Annotated in this window: 21 protein-coding genes and 3 pseudogenes; 6 read left to right on the top strand and 18 right to left on the bottom strand. The window is 60.7% G+C overall.

The annotated features are described in order from the left end of the window. Nucleotides 1–108: 108 nt before the first annotated feature. The 3 genes from QM996_RS30465 to QM996_RS30455 are packed head-to-tail and all read left to right on the top strand — an operon-like array spanning nt 109 to nt 2,548. Complete coding sequence (locus tag QM996_RS30465) at nt 109–780, top strand: SOS response-associated peptidase (RefSeq protein WP_334197520.1); 672 nt, start codon at nt 109–111, stop codon at nt 778–780. Nucleotides 781–820: 40 nt separating this feature from the next. Beyond that, on the top strand, nt 821–1,903 hold the full coding sequence (gene dinB, locus QM996_RS30460; RefSeq protein ID WP_334197519.1) for a DNA polymerase IV: 1,083 nt from the start codon (nt 821–823) through the stop codon (nt 1,901–1,903). Nucleotides 1,904–1,957: 54 nt separating this feature from the next. Further along, entirely contained in the window at nt 1,958–2,548 is a 591-nt protein-coding gene (locus tag QM996_RS30455) for a ProQ/FINO family protein (RefSeq protein ID WP_334197518.1), read from the top strand. On the opposite strand, the gene QM996_RS30450 is transcribed toward QM996_RS30455, so the two are convergent. Together QM996_RS30450 and dtd are read right to left on the bottom strand one after the other, a co-directional pair. Next, nucleotides 2,535–3,509, bottom strand: coding sequence for a 3'-5' exonuclease (locus tag QM996_RS30450; protein WP_500270441.1), 975 nt, complete (start codon nt 3,507–3,509; stop codon nt 2,535–2,537). The two genes, QM996_RS30455 and QM996_RS30450, sit on opposite strands and share 14 nt — an antisense overlap. Nucleotides 3,510–3,847: 338 nt before the next feature. After that, a complete protein-coding gene (gene dtd, locus QM996_RS30445) occupies nt 3,848–4,288 on the bottom strand; it encodes a D-aminoacyl-tRNA deacylase (protein WP_334197517.1) in 441 nt (146 codons plus the stop codon). 677 nt (nt 4,289–4,965) lie between these two features. Between dtd and QM996_RS30440 the strand changes: the two genes are divergently transcribed. After that, nucleotides 4,966–5,463 (top strand): hypothetical protein, encoded by a 498-nt coding sequence (locus tag QM996_RS30440; RefSeq protein WP_334197516.1) that lies wholly within the window; start codon nt 4,966–4,968, stop codon nt 5,461–5,463. 230 nt (nt 5,464–5,693) lie between these two features. Here the strand turns inward: QM996_RS30440 and QM996_RS30435 are convergent, their stop codons facing one another. The 12 genes and pseudogenes from QM996_RS30435 to QM996_RS30380 all read right to left on the bottom strand — a co-directional run bounded on the left by QM996_RS30435 (nt 5,694) and on the right by QM996_RS30380 (nt 15,461). Further along, entirely contained in the window at nt 5,694–5,990 is a 297-nt protein-coding gene (locus tag QM996_RS30435; RefSeq protein WP_334197515.1) for a hypothetical protein, read from the bottom strand. Nucleotides 5,991–6,586: 596 nt separating this feature from the next. After that, nucleotides 6,587–6,724, bottom strand: a pseudogene (locus tag QM996_RS30430) (AAA family ATPase); the annotation flags it as partial. 425 nt (nt 6,725–7,149) lie between these two features. Then, nucleotides 7,150–7,488, bottom strand: coding sequence for a type II toxin-antitoxin system HicB family antitoxin (locus QM996_RS30425; protein WP_334197514.1), 339 nt, complete (start codon nt 7,486–7,488; stop codon nt 7,150–7,152). Then, complete coding sequence (locus tag QM996_RS30420) at nt 7,485–7,739, bottom strand: type II toxin-antitoxin system HicA family toxin (RefSeq protein WP_334197513.1); 255 nt, start codon at nt 7,737–7,739, stop codon at nt 7,485–7,487. Before QM996_RS30420 ends, QM996_RS30425 begins: the two co-directional genes overlap by 4 nt. Before the next feature lie 91 nt (nt 7,740–7,830). Further along, complete coding sequence (locus QM996_RS30415; RefSeq protein ID WP_334197512.1) at nt 7,831–7,989, bottom strand: hypothetical protein; 159 nt, start codon at nt 7,987–7,989, stop codon at nt 7,831–7,833. Between the two features lie 724 nt (nt 7,990–8,713). After that, nucleotides 8,714–9,703: pseudogene (locus tag QM996_RS30410) on the bottom strand (IS110 family RNA-guided transposase); the annotation flags it as partial. A gap of 314 nt (nt 9,704–10,017) precedes the next feature. Then, on the bottom strand, nt 10,018–11,049 hold the full coding sequence (locus tag QM996_RS30405) for a C45 family autoproteolytic acyltransferase/hydrolase (RefSeq protein WP_334197511.1): 1,032 nt from the start codon (nt 11,047–11,049) through the stop codon (nt 10,018–10,020). Continuing rightward, entirely contained in the window at nt 11,039–11,767 is a 729-nt protein-coding gene (gene glnQ, locus QM996_RS30400; RefSeq protein WP_334197510.1) for a glutamine ABC transporter ATP-binding protein GlnQ, read from the bottom strand. The genes QM996_RS30405 and glnQ overlap by 11 nt, the downstream gene beginning before the upstream one ends. Then, entirely contained in the window at nt 11,764–12,420 is a 657-nt protein-coding gene (gene glnP / locus QM996_RS30395) for a glutamine ABC transporter permease GlnP (protein WP_334197509.1), read from the bottom strand. Before glnP ends, glnQ begins: the two co-directional genes overlap by 4 nt. Before the next feature lie 60 nt (nt 12,421–12,480). Beyond that, nucleotides 12,481–13,221 carry a glutamine ABC transporter substrate-binding protein GlnH gene (gene glnH, locus QM996_RS30390; RefSeq protein WP_334197508.1) on the bottom strand — a complete coding sequence of 247 codons (741 nt, stop codon included), beginning with the start codon at nt 13,219–13,221 and terminating at the stop codon, nt 12,481–12,483. A gap of 21 nt (nt 13,222–13,242) precedes the next feature. After that, nucleotides 13,243–14,580, bottom strand: a complete 1,338-nt coding sequence (locus QM996_RS30385) for an aspartate aminotransferase family protein (RefSeq protein ID WP_334197507.1) — start codon at nt 14,578–14,580, stop codon at nt 13,243–13,245. Next, nucleotides 14,577–15,461: a MurR/RpiR family transcriptional regulator gene (locus QM996_RS30380; protein WP_334197506.1), complete on the bottom strand. Its 885-nt coding sequence runs from the start codon at nt 15,459–15,461 to the stop codon at nt 14,577–14,579. The genes QM996_RS30385 and QM996_RS30380 overlap by 4 nt, the downstream gene beginning before the upstream one ends. 90 nt (nt 15,462–15,551) lie before the next feature. Here QM996_RS30380 and QM996_RS30375 point away from each other — a divergent pair, with 90 nt between their 5' ends. Beyond that, nucleotides 15,552–16,391 carry a beta-keto acid cleavage family enzyme gene (locus tag QM996_RS30375; protein WP_334197505.1) on the top strand — a complete coding sequence of 280 codons (840 nt, stop codon included), beginning with the start codon at nt 15,552–15,554 and terminating at the stop codon, nt 16,389–16,391. Nucleotides 16,392–16,473: 82 nt separating this feature from the next. Beyond that, nucleotides 16,474–16,665: pseudogene (locus tag QM996_RS30370) on the top strand (helix-turn-helix domain-containing protein); the annotation flags it as partial. A 213-nt stretch (nt 16,666–16,878) separates the two neighbouring features. On the opposite strand, the gene QM996_RS30365 reads toward QM996_RS30370, so the two are convergent. The 4 genes from QM996_RS30365 to QM996_RS30350 are packed head-to-tail and all read right to left on the bottom strand — an operon-like array spanning nt 16,879 to nt 20,468. Continuing rightward, nucleotides 16,879–17,814, bottom strand: a complete 936-nt coding sequence (locus QM996_RS30365) for a homocysteine S-methyltransferase family protein (RefSeq protein WP_334197504.1) — start codon at nt 17,812–17,814, stop codon at nt 16,879–16,881. A gap of 22 nt (nt 17,815–17,836) precedes the next feature. After that, the gene (locus QM996_RS30360) at nt 17,837–18,280 is read right to left on the bottom strand and encodes an Lrp/AsnC family transcriptional regulator (RefSeq protein ID WP_334197503.1); all 444 of its coding nucleotides are present in this window, start codon (nt 18,278–18,280) and stop codon (nt 17,837–17,839) included. Further along, nucleotides 18,277–19,071: a phosphotransferase gene (locus tag QM996_RS30355; RefSeq protein WP_334197502.1), complete on the bottom strand. Its 795-nt coding sequence runs from the start codon at nt 19,069–19,071 to the stop codon at nt 18,277–18,279. Before QM996_RS30355 ends, QM996_RS30360 begins: the two co-directional genes overlap by 4 nt. A gap of 2 nt (nt 19,072–19,073) precedes the next feature. After that, nucleotides 19,074–20,468, bottom strand: a complete 1,395-nt coding sequence (locus QM996_RS30350; RefSeq protein WP_334197501.1) for an aspartate ammonia-lyase — start codon at nt 20,466–20,468, stop codon at nt 19,074–19,076. Nucleotides 20,469–20,484: the final 16 nt, after the last annotated feature.

Genomic DNA, 20,484 nt, shown 5'->3' with positions numbered 1-20,484 from the left:
TGATATGTTCTCTGTCTGTTCCCTTTCGCGTTGCGAGTCAACCGACCTCCAGGGCAAGAGGTTCGTTGGTATGAAGCGCTACGGATTGGACGCGGGGACGACTGAAAAATGTGCAACCTCTACAACATCACGACAACGCGCGATGCGGTGATGCCGTTCACCAAGGCTTTCCGCGACAAGGCGGGCTGGAATGAGCCATCACTGGATGTTTATCCCGGGTACCAGGCACCCGTCGTGCGCGTCGTAGAGGACGGCCAGCGCGAGATCACTCGGACCACCTGGGGCATGCCCTCCCCGCCCGAATTGGTGAAGAACTATGATCCCGGCGTCACCAATATCCGCAACCTGAACTCGCCACATTGGCGGCGCTGGCTTGGTCCGACCAGCCACTGCGTCGTGCCGTTCACCTCGTTTGCCGAGCCCGATCCCGCGAGCAAAGTGCCTGGAGGCAAGATCGCGAACGCCTGGTTTGCCGGCAACAAGGACCGGCCCTCGATGTTCTTTGCGGGGTTCTGGATACCCTGGAAGGGTGCCAGGCGTGCGCGCGACGGTGAGCGCGAATATGAGCTCTTCAGCTTCCTGAACACGTCGCCGAACGAGATCGTCGCGCCTGTTCATTTCAAGGCCATGCCGGTGATCCTGACGACGCCTGAGGAAGTGGACCTGTGGCTCACCGGATCCTGGGACGAGGTCAAGCATCTGCAACGGCCCCTGCCGGGCAACATGCTGGTAGTCGTCGAGCCGCCGGCAGCACCGACCGAAGAAGGTTTGCTGCTGTGACGGGGAACCGAGTCAAGGCGGCATTGCCACGGTGACGATTATGGAAACGCCAAGCCGGCCACGCAAGATCATCCACGTGGACATGGACGCCTTCTATGCGTCCGTCGAGCAACGGGATAATCCCGAGCTTCGCGGGCTCCCGATCGCCGTCGGCCATGGCGAAGCCCGCGGCGTCGTAGCGGCGGCGAGTTATGAAGCGAGGAAGTTCGGTGTCCATTCGGCCATGCCGTCGATCACCGCCAAGCGGAAATGCCCGGATCTGATTTTCGTGAGGCCGCGCTTCGATGCATATCGCGCTGTGTCTCAGCAGATCCAAGCGATCTTTGCGGAATACACGCCGCTGATCGAGCCGCTGTCGCTCGACGAGGCCTATCTCGACGTGACCGAGAACCTGAAGGGAATGGAGGTTGCAACCGAAATTGCCGAGGAAATTCGTGAGCAGATCAAAGCGCGAACCGGGCTGACCGCCTCTGCTGGCGTTTCCTACAACAAGTTCCTCGCCAAGATGGCGTCGGATCAGAGGAAGCCGGATGGCCTCTTCGTCATCACGCCGAAGAACGGCCCAGCCTTCGTCGAGGCGCTGCCCGTCAAGAAGTTCCATGGCGTCGGGCCGGCGACGGCTGAGCGCATGCACAAGCTCGGCATTGAAACCGGCAGCGATCTGAAGGCGCGCGACCTTGCCTTTCTGCAGCAGCACTTCGGCAAATCGGGGCCTTATTTCTACTGGATCGCCCGCGGCATCGACGAACGGCAGGTCAAACCCGACCGGGTGCGCAAGTCGATCGGTGCGGAAGATACTTTCTCCGCTGACATTCACGATTTCGAAACAGCACGCTCAGGACTTCAGCCGCTGATCGAGAAGGTCTGGCGCTATTGCGAGCTAAACCGCATTCACGCCAAAACCGTAACACTGAAAGTGAAATGGGCAGATTTCACACAGATCACCCGGAGCAAGACTGTCGCGGCCCCAATCGCGAACGCTGGGGAACTCGCCGACGTCTCGACGCTCCTGCTCTCGCCGCTTTTCCCGGTCGCGAAAGGTATTCGGCTTTTGGGCGTGTCGCTGTCATCGCTCGACAGCGCAACCATCAAAGACAAACCTCAACTCGCGCTCGCGCTTTAAGCTTGTCCAGCCGGAACCGTGCGGCCCGGCCTAATGTCGCGCTTTTGACATGTTGTGCGGCATAACCTCAATGAGGACTTTGCCAGATTGCTGCAGGCACGAACTGTGACACGTCAGAATTCTCCCACAGCGAAATCTTCGCGAGAAAACACCGGCCCGGTTCCAGCAGGCGATAGAGTGGTATCAAAGGCTGAAGAGATCAATGCTCTCCTCACACGGCCGATCGCGATCCTGCCGATAAAAGTTGGCGACCCGATCCGGCCGTTTGCCTTGGGCCTATGGAATGAGATCCGATGCCTTCTGAGGCCGGCGGTCAGCGTGTCAACGTTACGCAAGGCGACCGGGGCCTATATATATTCGAGAAGCTATCAGATCGCGGTCGCACGCCGGGATTCGTCCCGTCATGACATTAACGGCGCGCCGATCGATTTCGTATCCGACGCCGATCGATTGGATGCTCAGCAGAAGTATGAGAGCTTCAGGATGCGCGACGGGAAGCGCAAGCCAAACGCATGCGCCCCTCTTGCTCTTCCTACGCCGCCTACAAAGACGGATATGATCCGCGCAGCCCTTCTTGAAAGACGCCGGTCCCCCACTGCGGCCGGATGCCCAGTATCGGCCGGAGACGGCTTCACGACGCCTTGAAGCGGTCGAAGGCCGTCATGTGCTTGATAGGCGGATCGGCCTCATCCCAGCGATAGATATCCTCGCGCAGGTATCGAAGCTCGTCCTCGAGAGCATCCTCGCCGATTTCAATCCACCATGATTTCGGGCGCCCGTCGCTGCCGTCCGACCAGCGATAGCCACGGGCCTTCAGGTGGTCCTTCATGTCGAATGGACTGTTCTCCGCGAACACACGAACGCGGGATCGCTGACTTGCCTCATAGAGTTCGGCAAACGGCGTACGGCTCGCGCCATCCTCGCCCTTTGCCAAGACCTCTAGGAGTGCGAAGCAGTCATCGACGGCTCGATGTCCGTCGTGGAAATAACCCGCCTGCCCAATCAGATAACCGAGCTTGGTGCCTTCGAAGCCGCGGGATGCCCAATCGATTTCGGAGACGGAGCAAGCCCAGGCCTTGTCCGCAAAGATAGGAGAAAAAGCTTCGCAGAAAGGCCGATCGAAACCGGCGTTATGCGCAACGATGAGATCGGCCGGTTCGATGATCGCGCGCAATGCCTGAATATCGATTATCTGGTCAACGACCATTGCATCCGTAATTCCGGTCAGGCGTGTGACCTCAGGTGGGATCGGAACGCTTGGTTGCTGAAGCCCTCCATAGACGCCGGTCACATCGCCAATGTTGCCGAGTTCGTCGAATGTGAATGCGATGGCGCCAATCTCTATGATCTCGTCCTTGCGATGGTTGAGACCGGTCGTTTCCGTATCGAGGATGACGCCTTTCAAGGGAAACTCGGGGCGCAACGCCGTCGCTATGGGGCGAGGTTCGAGCTTTGTCAGAATCCGAAACCGGCCCGTTGCCCGCAGGTGCCGGACCATCTCCTCATCGCTCAGACCAGTTGAAGCCTGTCGCTTCATACTTAATGGACGGTCAGCTTTTGACGGGTCCGGCGCATCGGAAACAAATAGATCGAACTGTTGCATCATTCGTTTTCTCGAAATCGTTCCCAAATCTCTTCCCTGAAGCCAAGGCCTGGAAGCTCAGATCTAGCCATACGCTGCTGACTCTTCGCTGACATTTCCGCGATCATTGATGACCCGGTCGACGCTCGCAGTCCCGCCCCCGCCCTTTCGACACCATGTTCGCCTCCACCTCGTCAGACGCCGTGCATCATCCCTTCGCAACGGCCTCGCGGACATTGCTGTCCTGATTGAAATCAATCAACCTCTGATCCTGTAGCGCAACTACCAGAGGTCTGCTGCGGCCAGCCACTTCCCCTCACCTACCCGGTCGTCCCGGCATGTCGTCGAGACCGGAGGACCGGTCAACCGGTTGTGTCCAGCCAGATCGTTACCGGACCTTGGTTGGCCAATTCCACCCGCATGTCCGCGCCGAAGATGCCATTCGCAACGGCAACGCCAAGAGCCGAGACATTGGCGGAGAAATTCTCATACAGGCGTTTTCCCTCCTCCGGTGGCGCAGCAGTAGAAAAGCCCGGGCGGTTGCCTTTCGTCTCGGCAGCCAACGTGAACTGGCTGATAATGAGAGCCGAGCCGCCGACGTCGATAAGCGAACGGTTCATCCGATCCGCATCGTCCCTGAAGATGCGCAGGTTGACGATCTTGCGCGCCAGCCATTCGCTTTCCTTTTCGGTGTCGCCTTTCATCGCACACACGAAGACCACCAGCCCATTGCCGATCTCCCCCGTCACCGCCTCGTTGACAGTGACGCGCGCGGATGACACGCGCTGGATAAGTGCTCTCATGGCGACGATTCTCCCTATATTCGCGCTCTTATCGGCTTCGCGGCAGGCGCAATCAAGCTCTACCCAGTATCGCGCACCGATCGTCAGGAGATCGTCGTTGAAATTGTCGAAGGCATAGACCGGCCGACCGCGTGTGCCCCGTTTCTGCCCGGGAGCTCGTTCCCGACGATACATTAAGCGATCTTTTTAATCCGGAACGCGAATATTCAGTTGGTCTTCGGCCGCGTACCGTTCGGCGAGGAAAGTGAGGAATCGACGTTCCCGAGCATTTTTCGATCCAAATCCGGGCACATCTGACATTTCACCGTCCTGGGCAGAGCTGGCCCCTGATCAGCGGACACCTGGGAATTGCTGCATTCGTCTGCGTGGCACTGCCACCGAGCAACCGGTATCAGTGGGCGGCCCCCCTCATCCACTTCAGTTTGCGCCATCTGTCGGGCTTTCTTGTCAAAACTTCAATGACCGCAATCGGGGCTTCCAATTTAGAGCCCGCTAATATCTACTGACTGTAACGTGCATTGCGCAAGGCTGAAGCTCTCGATTGCGATGAGCTTAAAGACGAACGGTGAAAGTCTATAGGACGAGGTCCACCCGTTGGATACTTTCAAGCACCCGCTCCCGACATCCCAGAGGCTCCGCGAAACCCTGAGTTCGCACAGTGATCGGGGGGATCTTTCATGTTTTTGAACCGCATCGACCTAGATGACGCCGTCAGACGATGGCGCGACATCATCCTGACGTCCTTGCCGTGGGACCGACTTGGCGGCTACGTGGCGCTACGCAAGCATGATTTGACGATCGAACTTCACGACCTTGATGAGGACGGCGATCTCATCGTCTTTGCCACGGATGGCGAAGCTCTCATCGACCGGTTCCGTTCAGCTTACCCATTCATCGTTACATACGCAGGAAACCCCGGCTACCCACTGGAATATCTGGTTTGGCTCTCGTTCCACTTGCAAGCGAACTTCGAACGGTTGGGTGCCCTTGAAATGAGCGCGGCATACGAGGATGAAGACGGCGACATCGAGAGCATGTCAGCCCTGGCGATGGGCTTCTCGCGTCAGGCCGATCTTGAGGACTTTATGACGCGGTTCGATGGCAAGGACTTGAGCAAAGATCCTATGTTTGGCTACGAGGCATACGTCTCTGAGGTCGGAGAGAAAGCCGAATAGACCTCCCCGCACCTGTGATCCGTAAGCGACCTGATTCTCTGATCATAAGCGGTGCCAATCTCGCCCTCTACCCGCCGAAACCGGCCTCTATGCTGGTCCATGGCGCCAACTCATCGTTGGCCGGACGCTGCGACGCGCAGCGGATCCCAGAGAGCACCCAACCCAATCGATAAAGCGCTCTGGGATCCCCTCTGCCTGTCCGTGGTCATGCCGATTTCGACGGCTGCTAGCTATCCGCCGTCCAGGCGCCGCCCATGCCGTGTTCTGGCGATCCAAACCGGCCCACGTTCCAGGTGCTCTGATTTTGGCGAACGCCGTTTAGCAAACCAGAGGGCGCATTCCAGAAGACAAGCTTCGTCGGTATGACCGAGACGGAACTCATCGACAAGGAACCTGGCGATCTGGTCGCCGCCAGCAGAGCGCTTCGATACTTGTGCTAGAAGACAGGTCTTTTCGAAAACCCGTTGCATCATGTCGATATCTGACGGGCTGAAGTCGCACCCCGTCTCTTCGATGAGATAGTGCATTTGACGCCTCCCGCGAGGGAGCACCTATCGGCTGCGTTTTGGTACAAATCGATCAGGCGGGCAGTGGGTGCCGCCGCCTTTCGACCCGAGTCGAAAGCACTTCTGCTTGCAGCCGCTCAGGATCGGCCCGCGCGACCAATGCTCGACTGCCGTGTCATCTTCAATGGGGTTAGACTTCGCCGAGCGTGCGTCTAAGGGCTACTGCGACCGGCCCATCAGTATCCGCAAGGCCGCTTCGCAGCGCGTGATTGGCCCATGGTCTTCTCCTCGCCAGCGCCAACTCTGGATAACCTTACTTGTTCCGACCTGCACAATAACCAAATTGGGCTATGACTGCGGCAGTTGCCGATTGCGGCGGGGGTTTGTGGTCATCGGATGCGTCCCACCAAGGGTAAGGTTCCGCAATGGCGAAAGAGCGCGGGAATTGAACCCACCGACAGACTTCTGCGCGGCGACAAACAAGGTGAGGCTCATCGGCCAAGATATCGATTTCTCGACGCATCGCGACGTTCGACGCATCGCGACGTTCGTCCCAAAGCTCACGCCCTGAACAAACGGCACATCGGCTCGACCGCATCGAAGGCGCGCCCTTCCACCATGCCTTTTTCGGCGAGCGACAGCATGATGTCGAGCACTTCCTTGACCATTTCCGGGTCGAGTGCCGAGGTCGGCTCATCGAACAGCAGGATCTTCGGCTTCATGCACAGCGAGCGGACAATCGCCATGCGTGGCTGTGTGGCGGTCGGCTCGGGAGTAGCGATCATGCCCCGCTCGGTGCTGCGCGCGGTTCATGCCGAAAGTACCTCTTCCGCAACGGTCGCGCGGGTGCGCACCCATCTTATCTGGCGTTCGGAGCATCATTCCCCGGCTCCGGATGCTCTATGTGACGAATTGCGGCGGCGATGATCACCGCGCGCCGGATAATCTCCGGGTCGAGCATCTCGCTGAGGGGTTTTGGAGGGATTATCGTCCCTCGAGCACAAAGGATTCGACGTCGAAGTCCTTATGATCTTCTCGGTCCGCCTTGAACAGATTTGAACTGCCGACCCGCCGTAAGAACCATCTCAATATTCCAATCCACGAAACGCGTCATCGCGCCTGAGACCTTCATCCGGCCATAGCGGGCGGTCGGGCCGGACCGATGTCGCCCCTGCGTTAATCAAGCATGTTCGGCGGCTTCGGTGATTGTTTCCGCAACCCACTCGTTAAGGCTCATATTGCTGGCGGCGGCGGCGATGACGGCCGCTTCATGGGCTTTCGGAGTGAGGCGCACGTTGAACCGTCCGGAGAATTCCCGGAACGGTGCGATTTCCTTCTCCTTGCAAAGATCGAGGAAAACAGAAAGGGACTTCCGCCCCTCCATCATCAGCCCCTCGACACTATCAGCATAAAAGTCAGCGCCTCCGTTGAGGCCAAGGAACTCGCCCCGGAACATGCCGATTTCGGGGTCGAATGCGACGACGGCCTTGTGACCTTCAATTTCGATGACGTTCTTCATGGCTTAACTCCGTGACTTTCCAGCCATTTTCTGATGCTCGCGACGGCTCCCTTGTCGGCGTCGGGAGAGGGATGCGGGCGATGGAAGACTCGAACCTCGCCAAACAGGACGACGCAGATCCTCGACCCTTCGCGTTCGCTAACCTCCGCACCAAGAGCGACAAAGAGCGCTTCGATATCCGCCCAGCGGATGGATCCGTTAACGGGTCGGGCGAATATCAGTTCCAATGTCGTCCGGTGCCTTTTCTTCATGAATTCTAGTACCATTTTATAGTACCATATGCAACCGTTTTCTTTATGCAACCGGTCGCGGCGGAGACAACCGAGACCGGCTGCCGGCTGATCACTCAACCGCTTCGGGGAAGGCGTAAGCTTCGATCTTGTCCTCGATGGGTTCGATCAGCGCGCCGTCGAGCCGGTCGGCGTCGGTGGACGGTGCAATGCCCGCTATGCGCAACGGCTGCGGCAACCAGCCGTTGCCCTTGACGGGCGTTTTCGGCATGGGCGGCTGCTTCCGCCTTCTTCATGCGCGAGAAGCCTTCGGCGAAATCCTCGCCCTTCGCCTCGGTGACTGTCGCCTTCGTCATGTCGAGCTTGAGGGCGGAGGCAAGCTTGTTCACGTGAACGAGCGCCTGAGCACAATGTGTCGCGCCGCCGCCAATCATCGCGTCGCAGGCCGGGATGCGTGCTCGCAGGACAAACCGGCTGGGTGCGTTTCGGCGGATCATGTCCCGAAGCCAGCCGTCGATGGGGGCGTGCAACACCCTGTGTTCGGCTCCCTTTCAAATCGGTGGTTCTGCTTTCATTGCGATGAGATATTTACCGAGACGCAGATCGCCAAGAACTTTTGGCACTGCCCGGGTTGCAGCGCTTCGCCGATCGACACCCAGCCGCGGATGAACAAACATTGTGGAACAATGAGGAGTACGTTGAAGGTCAATGACCGATGCGGCAGGAGACCGTGGCAGCGTAGGCTTCAGCCGGCCGGCGCGACGTTGACGTAAGTTTCGAGCGCGATGAAATCTCTGATCTCATAGAGTTCTGAGTTTCTGCCACACGCCGCGCCGCGGCGACATGGTTCGGACCTTACGAATCTGCGTCGGGAGTTTTTGTTTGCCCGACCGTACCAGAATCGCCGAAACAGACCTTCTCTTTCGGGCCTCCGACCCCCGCGTCCAGGGAGCCATCTGGATGCGACCCTGGCCCCGCCTCTCCGGCGGGGCGAGCCACATCCGATGCAGAATAACCGCCAGGCGTCGGGCGACGGCCACGATGGCCTTTGGCATCCCGCGACGCCGCGCAACCGACAATCCCCACAGCTTGAGCGGCGAGCTCCTCTGCGAGTTCCGCAAGAGAGTGCCTGCGGCTTCGACCAGCACCCATCAGATGCCCGGATCGCCGCACTTGGAGATGCCTCGCTCTCGGTCGATCTCCCCGGACTGATGGCGCGATGGCGTCAGGCCAAAATGAGCAGGCACGGATCGCGATCGTCCGAACCGAGCCGGCTCATCGACGCCGGCGCGGAAACTCAGAACAACCATTGGCCCTACGCCGGGCGCCGTCATGAGAAGCCGGCAAACGTCGTCGGCCTCTGCCAGCTGCTCCATCGCCTTGTGCAGGCGCTGATACTGCTCCCGCAACACGCGGCGAACCTCCAGAAGCGGTTCGACGGTCAGCCGCAGGTGTGGGGATTGCTCCAATAGTTCGACAATGCGGCTCTCGAACTTGAGGCAAGTCACGGCTCCGACCTTGAGGCCGAAGTTGCGCAACAGGCCGCGCAGATTGTTCTCGGCATCCACGATCTTGGCCTGAACGAACTTGCGAGCGGCGAGAAGCATCCGGACCTCTTGGCTCCGGATGGTCTTGACATGCACCGGCTTGTAGAGCCCGACCCGCATCATTTGCGCGATGCCGCGCGCGTCGTTGCGGTCGGTTTTGTTGATCTGAGCCGAGAGCGCAGCCTTCATGTGTCGGGTCTCGACGCAGATCACCGGATAGCCGGCGGCGGCCAGCCCGCTGTAGAGCCATTGCGAAAGCGGACCGGCCTCAAGGCCGACGCGCTTGTAGGGACCGCCAATTGCATGAAGCAAGGCGCCGATCGCATCCGGCTCGGTCTCAACCCTGCCCTCTCGAATCAGCCGACCATTCGCGTCCATCACGCAGACGCTGGTGATGCGAACGGCAACATCAAGACCGACGAACAATTCCATGGACATTCGAGGCCATCGGCGATGCGAACATCGCAGCGGCGAATATCCCTATTCCCGTAACTGGCGCAACACCGGGAACACAGTCAGGCACCTGATCACCTATCGATCCTTTGCGAACAAAGGACTTCACCGGCTTGACTGACGTTTTGCGCGGAGCCTCCCACTTCCGATGTTTACGCGGGTCTTCCAGAGTAAATGGCGTTGTGTTTGGGAGATGGCCGACGTGCTTTTTCAGCACGAGGATTCTTCGCCTTGATGGGAATTGAACCGTCGTCCGCTCATCTTCATAAGGGCGAACCTTCTGCGACAGGCCTTGTCGCTTAGCCGGGCATCAGCTTGCCGTCCATCGTGTAACGCGGCGCCTCGCCGGCGCGGTCATAGACCTGCCAATTGATCGCGTGGGCGCCGATGCGGAAGACGGCGGTGGCAAGCGTGTTTTCGTGGTCCGGATCGTCGGGCTGGGCGCGGTAGATCGGCAGCGGCGCGACAGCCTTGTCCCAGAGGACGAGAAGAGGATCACGCGACGCTTCCGCGAGAATGGCCTCGCCGCGCTGTTGACGGGAGCGCGAGGACCCGGTGATTACCTGTCGTTCGCCCGCCATGTCTCGGTGAACCAGGTGGTTGGCGTGGCATTGCGGGCGGTCGATAGAAACGACCGTGCAGTTCGTGTGGGTGAATTCGACACTCAAGAGGCGTGGATCGCCGCGATGTCCGATCGTCATGTGAAAAGCACCGGCGCGCTCTGAGGTCTCAAGCAAGCGGACCGCTTCGTCGAGCGAACGGCACTCGAGGAGCGCACGGCCGAGGACCATGCGCGGCAGGCCCACGCCGACGCCGCGTGAACGGATGTTGTTGACGGTCTGGACGAGGCCGGCTTCCGTCGCGGCGAAGGTATGGCCGGGGATCGAGGCGGGGTAGACGAAGCTGGTGAAGGCTGTGCCGCCTTGCGGCCGGACATGGGCGAGCGCGCAATGGCCACGAAAGCCCGGATCACCATCCTCATTATGGGCGAGGACCAGTTCTTGGCCAGGGATCTGCACTGTCGTGCAGCCATCGGGCGCGAAGGCCCAGACATCACCACGGCTGTTCCAGAGAAAGACCTCGTCGAAAGGCAGATCGAGCCCGGCAGCGAGACCTTGCAGTTCCGCGCAATAGGCGGGGAAGCGCGTTTCGACCAGCCGACGCATGGCTGCGACGCGCGGATCCTCGCGAAAGGCCATGACGGAGGCCCAGGCATGGCTGACCACAAGATGGCGATGGACGATTTCGCGGCCGAAGCGGCCGAGCTGGAGGCCAATCTCATGCGGCGAGCCGGCGATCTCGATGAAGCCGAGCCGGTTGTCAGTGGACATGCTGCAAGAACTCCCGCAGACGTGGATTTTCCGGATTGGCGAGCAAGGCGGCGGGATTGCCGTCGACAGAAATTTTTCCGTCCTCCATGAAGATCAGCCGGGTGCCGACCTGGCGGGCGAAGGCCATTTCATGCGTCACCACGATCATCGTCATTCCCTCCTCGGCCAGCGCCTGCATGACGCGCAGTACCTCATGGCGCAGTTCTGGGTCGAGCGCCGAGGTCGGCTCATCGAACAGCATCAGCTTCGGCTTGACCGCAAGCGCGCGAGCGATCGCCACGCGCTGTTGTTGCCCGCCCGAGAGTTCGGATGGATAGTGATGACCGCGCTCGGCAAGTCCGACCTTGGCGAGCAACGCCTTGGCCTGCTCCAGCGCTTCGGCTCGGCCGGCGCCGCGCACACGGCGTGGGCCGAAGGCGACGTTTTCCAGCGCCGTCATCTGCGGAAAGAGGTTGAACTGCTGGAAGACCATGCCCGCCTCCTGGCGGATATGGCGCACCTGCGAGCGGCCAGCTTTCACGCTGATATTGTCGACGACGAGATCGCCGCCGTTGATTTCCTCCAGCGCATTGATGCAGCGCAGCAGCGTCGATTTGCCCGAGCCGGACGGGCCGATCAGCACGACCACCTCGCCCTTGTCGATGTTGAGATCGACCTCGCGCAGCACAACGACGGAGCCGAAGGTCTTGGTGACATTGCGAAATTCCACGATACTCATAGGATCCGCATCCTCTTTTCGGTGACGCGCAGGATCAGCGTCAGGGTTCCGGTCATCATGAGGTAGAGGATCGCCACGGCGCTCCAGATTTCCACGGCACGGAAATTAGCTGCCATGATTTCCTGGCCCTGGCGGGTGAGCTCGCCGACGCCGATGACGATGAACAGCGAGGTATCCTTGAGGCTGACGATGAACTGGTTGCCGAGCGGCGGGATCATGCGCCGGAAGGCGACTGGGCCGATGATATAGACCAGTACCTTCCACATCGGCAGGCCAAGTGCGAGCCCTGCCTCCTTCAGCCCTTTGTGGACGGAGAGGAAGGAACCGCGGACGATTTCGGCGATATAAGCGCCGGCATTGACGATGATCGCGGTGACGGCGGCGGTCATCGGGTTGACGCGGATATCGGCCAGCACCGGCAGCGCGAAATAGATGAACATCACCTGCACGACGATCGGCGTACCGCGGATCAGCTCGATATAGGCGAAGGCGATGGCGTTGAGGACCGCATTGCCATAGGCGCGCATCAGCCCCGCGACGAAGCCGACGACAAGGCCGCCCACGAGGCCAGCGATGGTGATGAGGATGGTGAGGCGTGCGCCGCTCAGCAAGGCGGGCATGGCCTCGCCGACGACGGACCAGTCGAATTCCATGGAGTGGCTCCCCAGCGTGAGGAGAGTGCGCCGGCGAAATCGACGCACTCGGCTAAAGCGTCAGAGCTTGGGCTCGGTACCGAACCACTTCTTGTAGATTTCGGTGTAGCGACCGTCCTTCTTCATGTTGGCGAGGGCCGCATTGACCTTGGCAACCAGGTCGCTGCCCTTTGGGAAGCCGATGCCGTATTGATGGGCCATCATCTGCTCTCCGACGGCCTTAACCTTGCCGCCGCCGGCCGTCTTCACATAGTAGAGGACGTTCGGCGTGTCGTGCATCGCGGCATCGACGCGACCGGTCTGGAGCTCCAGATAGGCATTGTCGATGTTGGGGAACTGCCGCAGTTCCGTTTCCGTGAAGTGCTCTTTGGCGTAATCCGTCGAGGACGTGCCGGTCTTGGTGGCGAGGATCTTGCCTTTCAGGTCATCCCCATCCTTGATCGCGCTGTCGGCGGGCACCATAAGCAGGAAGCCGCTGTCATAGTAGCCGTCGGAGAAATCGATCGCCTTCTTGCGCTCGTCCTTGATGGTGATGCCAGCAAGGGCGACGTCGACCTGCTTGGTCTGGAGCGCAGGAATGATGCCGTTGAAGTCCATCGGCTGTAGCGTGTAGGTGACGCCGATCTCCTTGGCGATGGCATCCCACATGTCGATATCGAAGCCGACATATTTATCGCCTTCCTTGAACTCGAAGGGCACGAAGGCCGTGTCGGTGGCGACCACCAGATCTTCGGCGCGCGCGCCCGGCGCAAGAGCAATCGCCGTAGCGAAGGCGGCAAACAGAATAGAACGCAGTTTCATGGTAGTTCCCCTTTTGCTTGATTATGCGTTTGGAAGAGTGCTCATTGCGGCGTCGATGGCGTCGCCCAGCCGTTCGACGATGCGGCCGATTTCGGCGCGCTCGACGATGAAAGGCGGGGCGATGAGCACATGGTCGCCAGTCCGGCCGTCGATGGTGCCACCCATCGGGTAGACCATCAGCCCACGCGCCATTGCCTCCTTCTTGACGAGGGCGTTCAGCTTGAGCTTCGGATCGAACGGCCGCTTGCTCGCGCGGTCGGCGACGAGTTCGACGCCGCGGAACAGGCCGCGGCCACGGACATCGCCGACATGATGGTGGTTGCCGAAGCGCTCGATGAGCTGGCGTTCCAGTTCCGCACCCATGGCGACGACATTAGTGAGCAGGTTCTCGCGCCGGATGACCTGCTGCACGGCAAGGCCGGCGGCCGCCGCCATCGGATGGCCCATATAGGTATGGCCATGCTGGAAGAAGCCGGAGCCGTTCGCAAAGGCATCGAATATCCTATCCGAAAGCAGCACCGCGCCGACCGGCTGGTAGCCGCCGCCAAGCCCTTTGGCGATGGTCATCAGGTCAGGCGAAACGCCATCCTGCTCGCAGGCGTGCAGCGTCCCGGTGCGGCCCATGCCGCACATCACCTCGTCGAGGATCAGCAAAACGCCGTAGCGGTCGCAGATGGCGCGGATGCGCTTGAGGTAGTCAGCGACCGGCGGCACTGCGCCTGCAGTGGCGCCCACCACCGTCTCGGCGACGAAGGCGATCACCTGATCCGCGCCGAGTTCGATAATCTTGTCTTCGAGCTGCTGGGCGGCGCGGGCGGCATAGGCTTCGTCGCTCTCGCCTGGCTCCCGTAGGCGATAGGCGTAGCAGGGATCAATATGATGGGTTTCGATGAGCAGCGGCTTGAACTGCGCTCGCCGCCATTCGTTGCCGCCGGCTGCAAGCGCGCCCAGCGTGTTGCCGTGATAGCTCTGCCGGCGCGCGATGATGTGGCGGCGCTGCGGCTCGCCCTTCTCCACGAAATACTGCCGCGCCATCTTCAGTGCCGCCTCGACCGCTTCCGAACCGCCGCTGACGAGATAGACATGGCTGAGTCCCGCTGGCGCATCCTCGACCAGAAGATCGGCCAGCGCCTCGGCGGCCTCCGAGGTGAAGAAACCGGTATGGGCATAGGCGAGCCGGTCGAGCTGTTCGTGCAGGGCGGCGATGACTGCTGGATGGGCATGGCCGAGGCACGAGACCGCCGCTCCGCCCGAGGCATCGATATAGGCTCTGCCCTCGGCATCGAAGAGTTCGATGCCCTTGCCGCCGACGGCGACCGGCAAGCGGGAATGGATGGCGCGATGTAGAATGTGTGTCACGGACGCTTCATCCTTGTCTTGAGATGGGTGTTCAGGGCAGCGGACTGGCGGTCGACGCTTGCGAGCGCCGCGCTCGCCGCATCGCCCGCTTGGCCCGCGACCAGCGCGCCCAGCACTTCGGCAACGACGAAGGCGGGCGACATGGCGTGCAGGAACGACGGGCTCTCCGTCGGCACGACGACGGTGCAGGCGGCAAGCTGCGCGAGCGGAGCGACGGGGCTGTCGGTGATCGCGACGAGCGGCACGCCCGCTTCGCCGGCGTAATCGGCGATTTCAATGGTCTGGCGCGTATAGGGCAGGACGCTGACGGCAACCATCACATCGTCCGCCGTCGCGCTGCCGAGCGCGTCTGCGCCGATGCCACCGACGGCGTCCAGCATGATCGAATGTTTGCCGGCAAGCGAGAGAATGTAGTGCAGGTGCCAGGCCGGCGAATGGCTGGAACGCAACCCGAGGCAATAGATGCGCCGCGCCGCGCCCAGTCGCTCGGCCACCTCGACCAATGTGTCGAGCGTCGCCGGCTGCAAGAGCTGGCCGAGCTGCGCGGCGATGCCGCCCAGCATGTCGGCTGCAAGTGCATGATCGCCCTTCAGCCTCTGGTTTTTCGCCTGCGTACCGACACGGCTGGCAAAGCCCGTCACGTCGCCGCGCATTGCATCGGCATATTGCTGGCGGATGTCCTCATAGCCGGCAAGGCCGAGATGCTTGGCAAGTCGGGTCATGGTGGCGGGTTGCACTCCCGCCTGCCTCGCCTGCTCGCGCATGGAAAGGAGGGCCACATCACGCGGCTGGTCGAGGATATAGCGCGCGGCAGCCTGAAGCTGCTCCGACATCGTGTCGAAGGCTTGGACGATCGTGTCTGTGAGAGGGCCGGTTTGCATGGGAGTTGATTACACCTTTCGTCGGCAGATTGCAACATATGTTTCATTAATGTAAATTCATGATCCGATTGAATCATGAAGGATCGACTGATGAACGACCCCCATAGACCACATCGGGTGGCGATTGCAGTGGCGCCGAACGGCGGACGGCGTACCAAGATCGATCATCCGGCCATTCCGCTGACACCGGCCGAGTTGGCCCGCACTGCGGCCGAATGCCTGGACGCCGGCGCCGCGATGATCCACGTCCATGTCCGCCGGGCCGATGGCCGCCACCTACTGGATGCCGACGCCTACGAACAGGCGACAAGCGCCATCCGCGCGGAGGTGGGCGACCGACTGGTGATCCAGATCACGACGGAGGCGCTCGGCATCTACGCGCCGGCCGAGCAGATCGCCGTGCTGAAGGCCGTGCGCCCGGAAGCCGCCTCGCTGGCGCTCCGCGAATTCGCGCCGGACGAAGCCGCCGAGCCCGCCTTCGCGGAAGCGCTCGGCTGGATGCGGCGGGAGAACGTCTTGCCGCAAATTATCCTCTACGATCCCACGGAAGCGGTGCGCCTCGCCGCCATGATCCAGCGCGGCCTGGTGCCCTGGCCGGATGTCCCCGTCCTCTATGTGCTCGGCCGCTACACCGTCTCGCAGACATCCCAGCCCGCCGACCTCCTGCCCTTCCTCGTGCCGGATGCACCGCGATTTTCTCACTGGAGCGTCTGCGCCTTCGGGCAGAATGAAGCGGCCTGCGTCTCGGCAGCGGCGCTACTTGGCGGCCATGTCCGCGTCGGTTTTGAGAATAATGTCCAGCTGCCGGACGACACCCTGGCGCCGACGAACGCCGCGCTCGTCGCACCGGTCGCAAACGCCCTTCGCAGTCTAGGACACGAACTCTGCGGGGCAGTTGACTTGCGCGGTGCCCTTACCCTGCCAAGCTAGGACACCCATGCCCGACCTGAGAGATAGGTGACGTTTCGTACCGGAGACATGGGTAACACTTTTCGCTTTTGCGGAGGTGTTGATGCCATGGAGAGAGACTTCGGTGATGGAGGAACGTCTTCGATTTGTCGCCCGGCTGCTGGAGAGCGAAGGCATGAGCGATGTGTGCCGGGAGTTCGGCATCTCGCGCAAGACCGGCTACAAGATTTTCAATCGCTATAAGGACGACCGTCTGGAGGCGCTGACGGATCGCTCGCGCCGGCAGGTGCGCTATGGCGCGAGCGCCGTGCGGGTCTGCACCGAGACGATCTGCCGTTCGCAATCGTCCAAATGAACCTAGTCTCCTAGGACGGCCGTGAACTGCCGCCACTCCAGCCACCTCCCAAGCAGCTTGAGGTCGTAAGTCGGTCGGGGGGCTTAGCTCAATTAAGAAAGCCGAGCGCAATTGTTTCGGGATAAGGCTGTTGTGCTCGCAGGAGCGCGCCAGCTATTCAGCTAAACGCGAGTACGAATCGTTTTCGCGCCGATTAAGCCGAGAAGCGACGCACCGTATATGCGACGCACCGACACCACAGCAGCCACCGATGATCGAGGCTCCGCTCTTCACCCAACCGCAGGCGAAGCGAGAATATCGGTCAGCTGAGAGATCATCTCTAACGGAATGTAGCGTTTCATTTGCCGCTCCCTGCTCATCGGAAGCGAATGCATTCGCATAAACACCTATATCAAGGGAAACGCTCAACGCGCCTAAGACCTCAGAGGCCTCCTCGACCGCTGCCTGCATAACTTCGGGACGGCTGCAATTGAACAGGAGTGCCTGAGCTCCAGACCCGGCAACCCAGCGTGCAGCATCGGCCAGGAGTTCCCCGGAACGCAGGGCTGCCGGGTTTGGCTCTGTGACTGGCCCATCGTCAAGCGTGAAGGAGATCCAGAATGGTTTACCGGTGCTCGCTACTGCCTGCCGCACTGCCTCGGCTTCGGCCACGAGGCTGAGAGTCTCACCAAGCCACAGATCAACGTAGGGCGTGAGTTCTTCGACCAATACGCCAAGATAGTTCTGCACCCGCTCCGGTCTGAAGAGATGCGGTTCGTATGAACCGAAGATCGGCGGCAGAGATCCGGCGACGAGTACTTTGCGATCTTTAGCACTATCGGCTGCTGCGCGCGCCAGTCTTCCAGCAAGAGCAATCAGCCTGCGGCCCTCGGCACGAAATCTCTCCTCACCGATATGAAACGGCACCAATGCGTAACTGTTGGTCGTGATGACATCGGCGCCCGCGACGATGAACTCCTCATGCACGCGCCGGACAACGTCCGGAGCCTCCATTAGCGCAAGCGCCGACCATTCCGGCTGCCTGAGTTCAGCGCCAAGTCGGATCAGTTCGCGGCTCATGCCGCCGTCGAGAATTCTAATGGGTTTCATGGCTTATCCCTTTTAGCCCGGCTCATCGCTTGATCACCGAAGACAATGCGAACGCTGTGAGGGTGTCTCGAACGCCCGGAAGTGCTGATATTTCCTGCCAGATTTCGCGGATGCGGTCGGTGGCGCCCGCTTCAACTCGAACGACCAGATCAAACTCGCCGCTCATGACGTCGCAGGACACCACCTCCGGCAGTCGTTTGAGCGCATGGATGACGTCACCACCGCGCATGCGGTCGTGTCGATACACGAACATCATCGCGGTGACGGCTGTGGCGGGCGGCCTACCCTCCCCAGCGATGATCGTGTAGCCCTGAATAAGACCGTCCCGCTCCAACCGCTCAATCCGCTGCCGCACGGCGTTGCGCGACAGATTGACCACCTCCGCCAACTCGGCGTGCGGGATTCGGGCATTTCGAGCCAACTCGGTCAGGATGCGCTCATCCGCTCGGTCGAGAATTCGCTTCATGGCTGCAGCTCCTCGATACATGCCTTGGCGGAGTGGAAGGCCTTGAACGTGCCCGCTTCAAAATCCGTGAGCCTGCAATCTTTTCCAAGCTCGGCAGCAGCAGCGGCCATCACGAAGGCCGGCAAGGCGCGCCATTCTGATGCAGTCAAACGACGGACCTCTTCGTACCCGGCGAGCAAGGGGCGGACGAGCCTGTTCTCCAGCATACCGTCCGCTCGCGCGGTCCAGCGCATCAAGACTTGCCCGAGTTCCGCGACCAAAATGTCGTCGTGGCGCAATCGGAAATTAATTACGCCACTCACGGCCTCGCCGAGGAAGAAGACATTGTCCCGGTTGAGGGCTCCGTGCACCGGACCTTTCGGGAGGCCTGAGCGCCCTTCGTCAAAGGAACGCCTCAAGGTCTGGTGGATGCGCGCGACGCAGCCCCCCAGCGCCCGGCTCTTCTCAGGGGTGATCTCGTTCGGTCGTGACCCCGGCATGAAGCTGACGACCGCAACGAGCTTGCCAGACACGGTGACCGTCGCTGCGCCGGCATCGGTTCGGAACGTCGTCGGACAGGGTACGCCTGCGGCAGAAAGGGTTTCCATAGTGCGAAAAGCACGCTCGAGATCGAAGGGATCCGCGCCGCTTTCGAACAATGTGACAATGAACTCACCGCGTTCTGAGCGGAAGAGAAAGGTGGTCTCGGCATCGCCGTCGGCAATGCCGATGACCGAGGTCAGATGTCCCAGGCGGTAGGCAGTGGCGATTTGGCGACACTCGACCTCGGTCAGATCTGTGAACACAGCCATTCTTATGCTTCCTTCAGTGTCGGTTCTCTAAAGATCATGTCGATCTCTGCCGCAGACAGGCCACTGTCGCGCCCGACTACCTCGCGCAGCGACTTCCGTTCTGCCAGTGCTGTTCGGGCAAGGCATGCGGCCTGGGCATATCCGATGAAAGGATTGAGGGCTGCTGCAAGAACGAGGGAATCGTCGTGAAGCGCCCGGCAACGCTCTGCATCGGCCTCGATTCCTTCAATGCATCGAGTTCGCAGCGCGTCCATGCCTCGCGTCAGAAGCCGCATCGATTGGAGAATGTTGAGCACGATGACAGGCTCCATCGCATTCAGCTGGAGTTGCCCGGCACTGGCTGCAAGTGTGACCACCATATCATTGCCGATCACCTGGAAGCCGATCTGGTTCAGCATTTCGGGGATTACCGGATTGACCTTGCCCGGCATGATCGAAGAGCCCGCCTGCATGGCTGGAAGCCGGATTTCGCCGAAGCCCGCGCGCGGGCCGCTCGACAGGAGCCGTAGGTCGTTGCAGATCTTCGAAAGCTTCACTGACATGCGTTTGAGCGCGCCCGAGATCGAAACGAAGGCGCCGGTGTCAGACGTGGCCTCGACGAGGTTGCGCGCGGGTCGGAGGGTGATGCCGGAGATGCGGGACAAATGCGCGCAGGCCGCAACAGAGAACTCCGCGGGCGCGTTGACTCCTGTACCTATCGCGGTGCCACCCAAATTAACTTCGCGCATCAGCTCGGCGGCGATGAGAAATTGTGCGATGTCTTCTTCCAATGTCTCCGCGAAGGCCTCGAACTCCTGCCCAAGGGACATCGGGACGGCATCCTGGAGCTGCGTCCTGCCAACCTTCAGGATGTAAGAGAAGGTTTCTCCCTTGCCTCGAAACGAGGCGGCCAAGGCCGACAGAGCCGAAGTCAGTTTTTCGCCTTCCCGCAGCACCGTCAGCCGAATTGCGGTCGGATAAACGTCGTTTGTCGACTGGGAGAGATTTACGTGATCGTTTGGGTTGACCGCATCATAGGTGCCGGGCTGCCGCCCCAGGCCCTGCAACGCAAGATTGGCAATTACCTCGTTGACGTTCATGTTGGTCGAAGTCCCCGCCCCGCCCTGCATCATGTCCACCGGAAAATGCGGCTCGAGAATTTCCCCGGCGATCAGTCTGTCGGCGGCGCGCTCGATTGCCCGTGCGAGACGAGGTTCGAGAAGTCCAAGTTCGAGATTGGTCGCGGCGGCGGCCTGCTTGACCATTCCTAAAGATTGCACGAACTCGGGGAAATCTTGGAGCCTGATCCCTGATACGTCGAAGTTCTCCGTTGCTCGTAGGGTGTGGATCCCAATCAGAGCGTTTGCCGGAATTGTCCGGGGCCCGAGCAGGTCAGTTTCGATGCGAGTCTTTGTCATAATCTTTCTATGCGCT

The sequence above is a fragment of the Sinorhizobium chiapasense genome, from assembly GCF_045277575.1.
Taxonomy (GTDB): Bacteria; Pseudomonadota; Alphaproteobacteria; order Rhizobiales; family Rhizobiaceae; genus Ensifer; species Ensifer chiapasense_A.
Note: the sequence above shows the minus strand (reverse complement) of the source record. Positions and strands in the feature narration are given on the sequence as shown.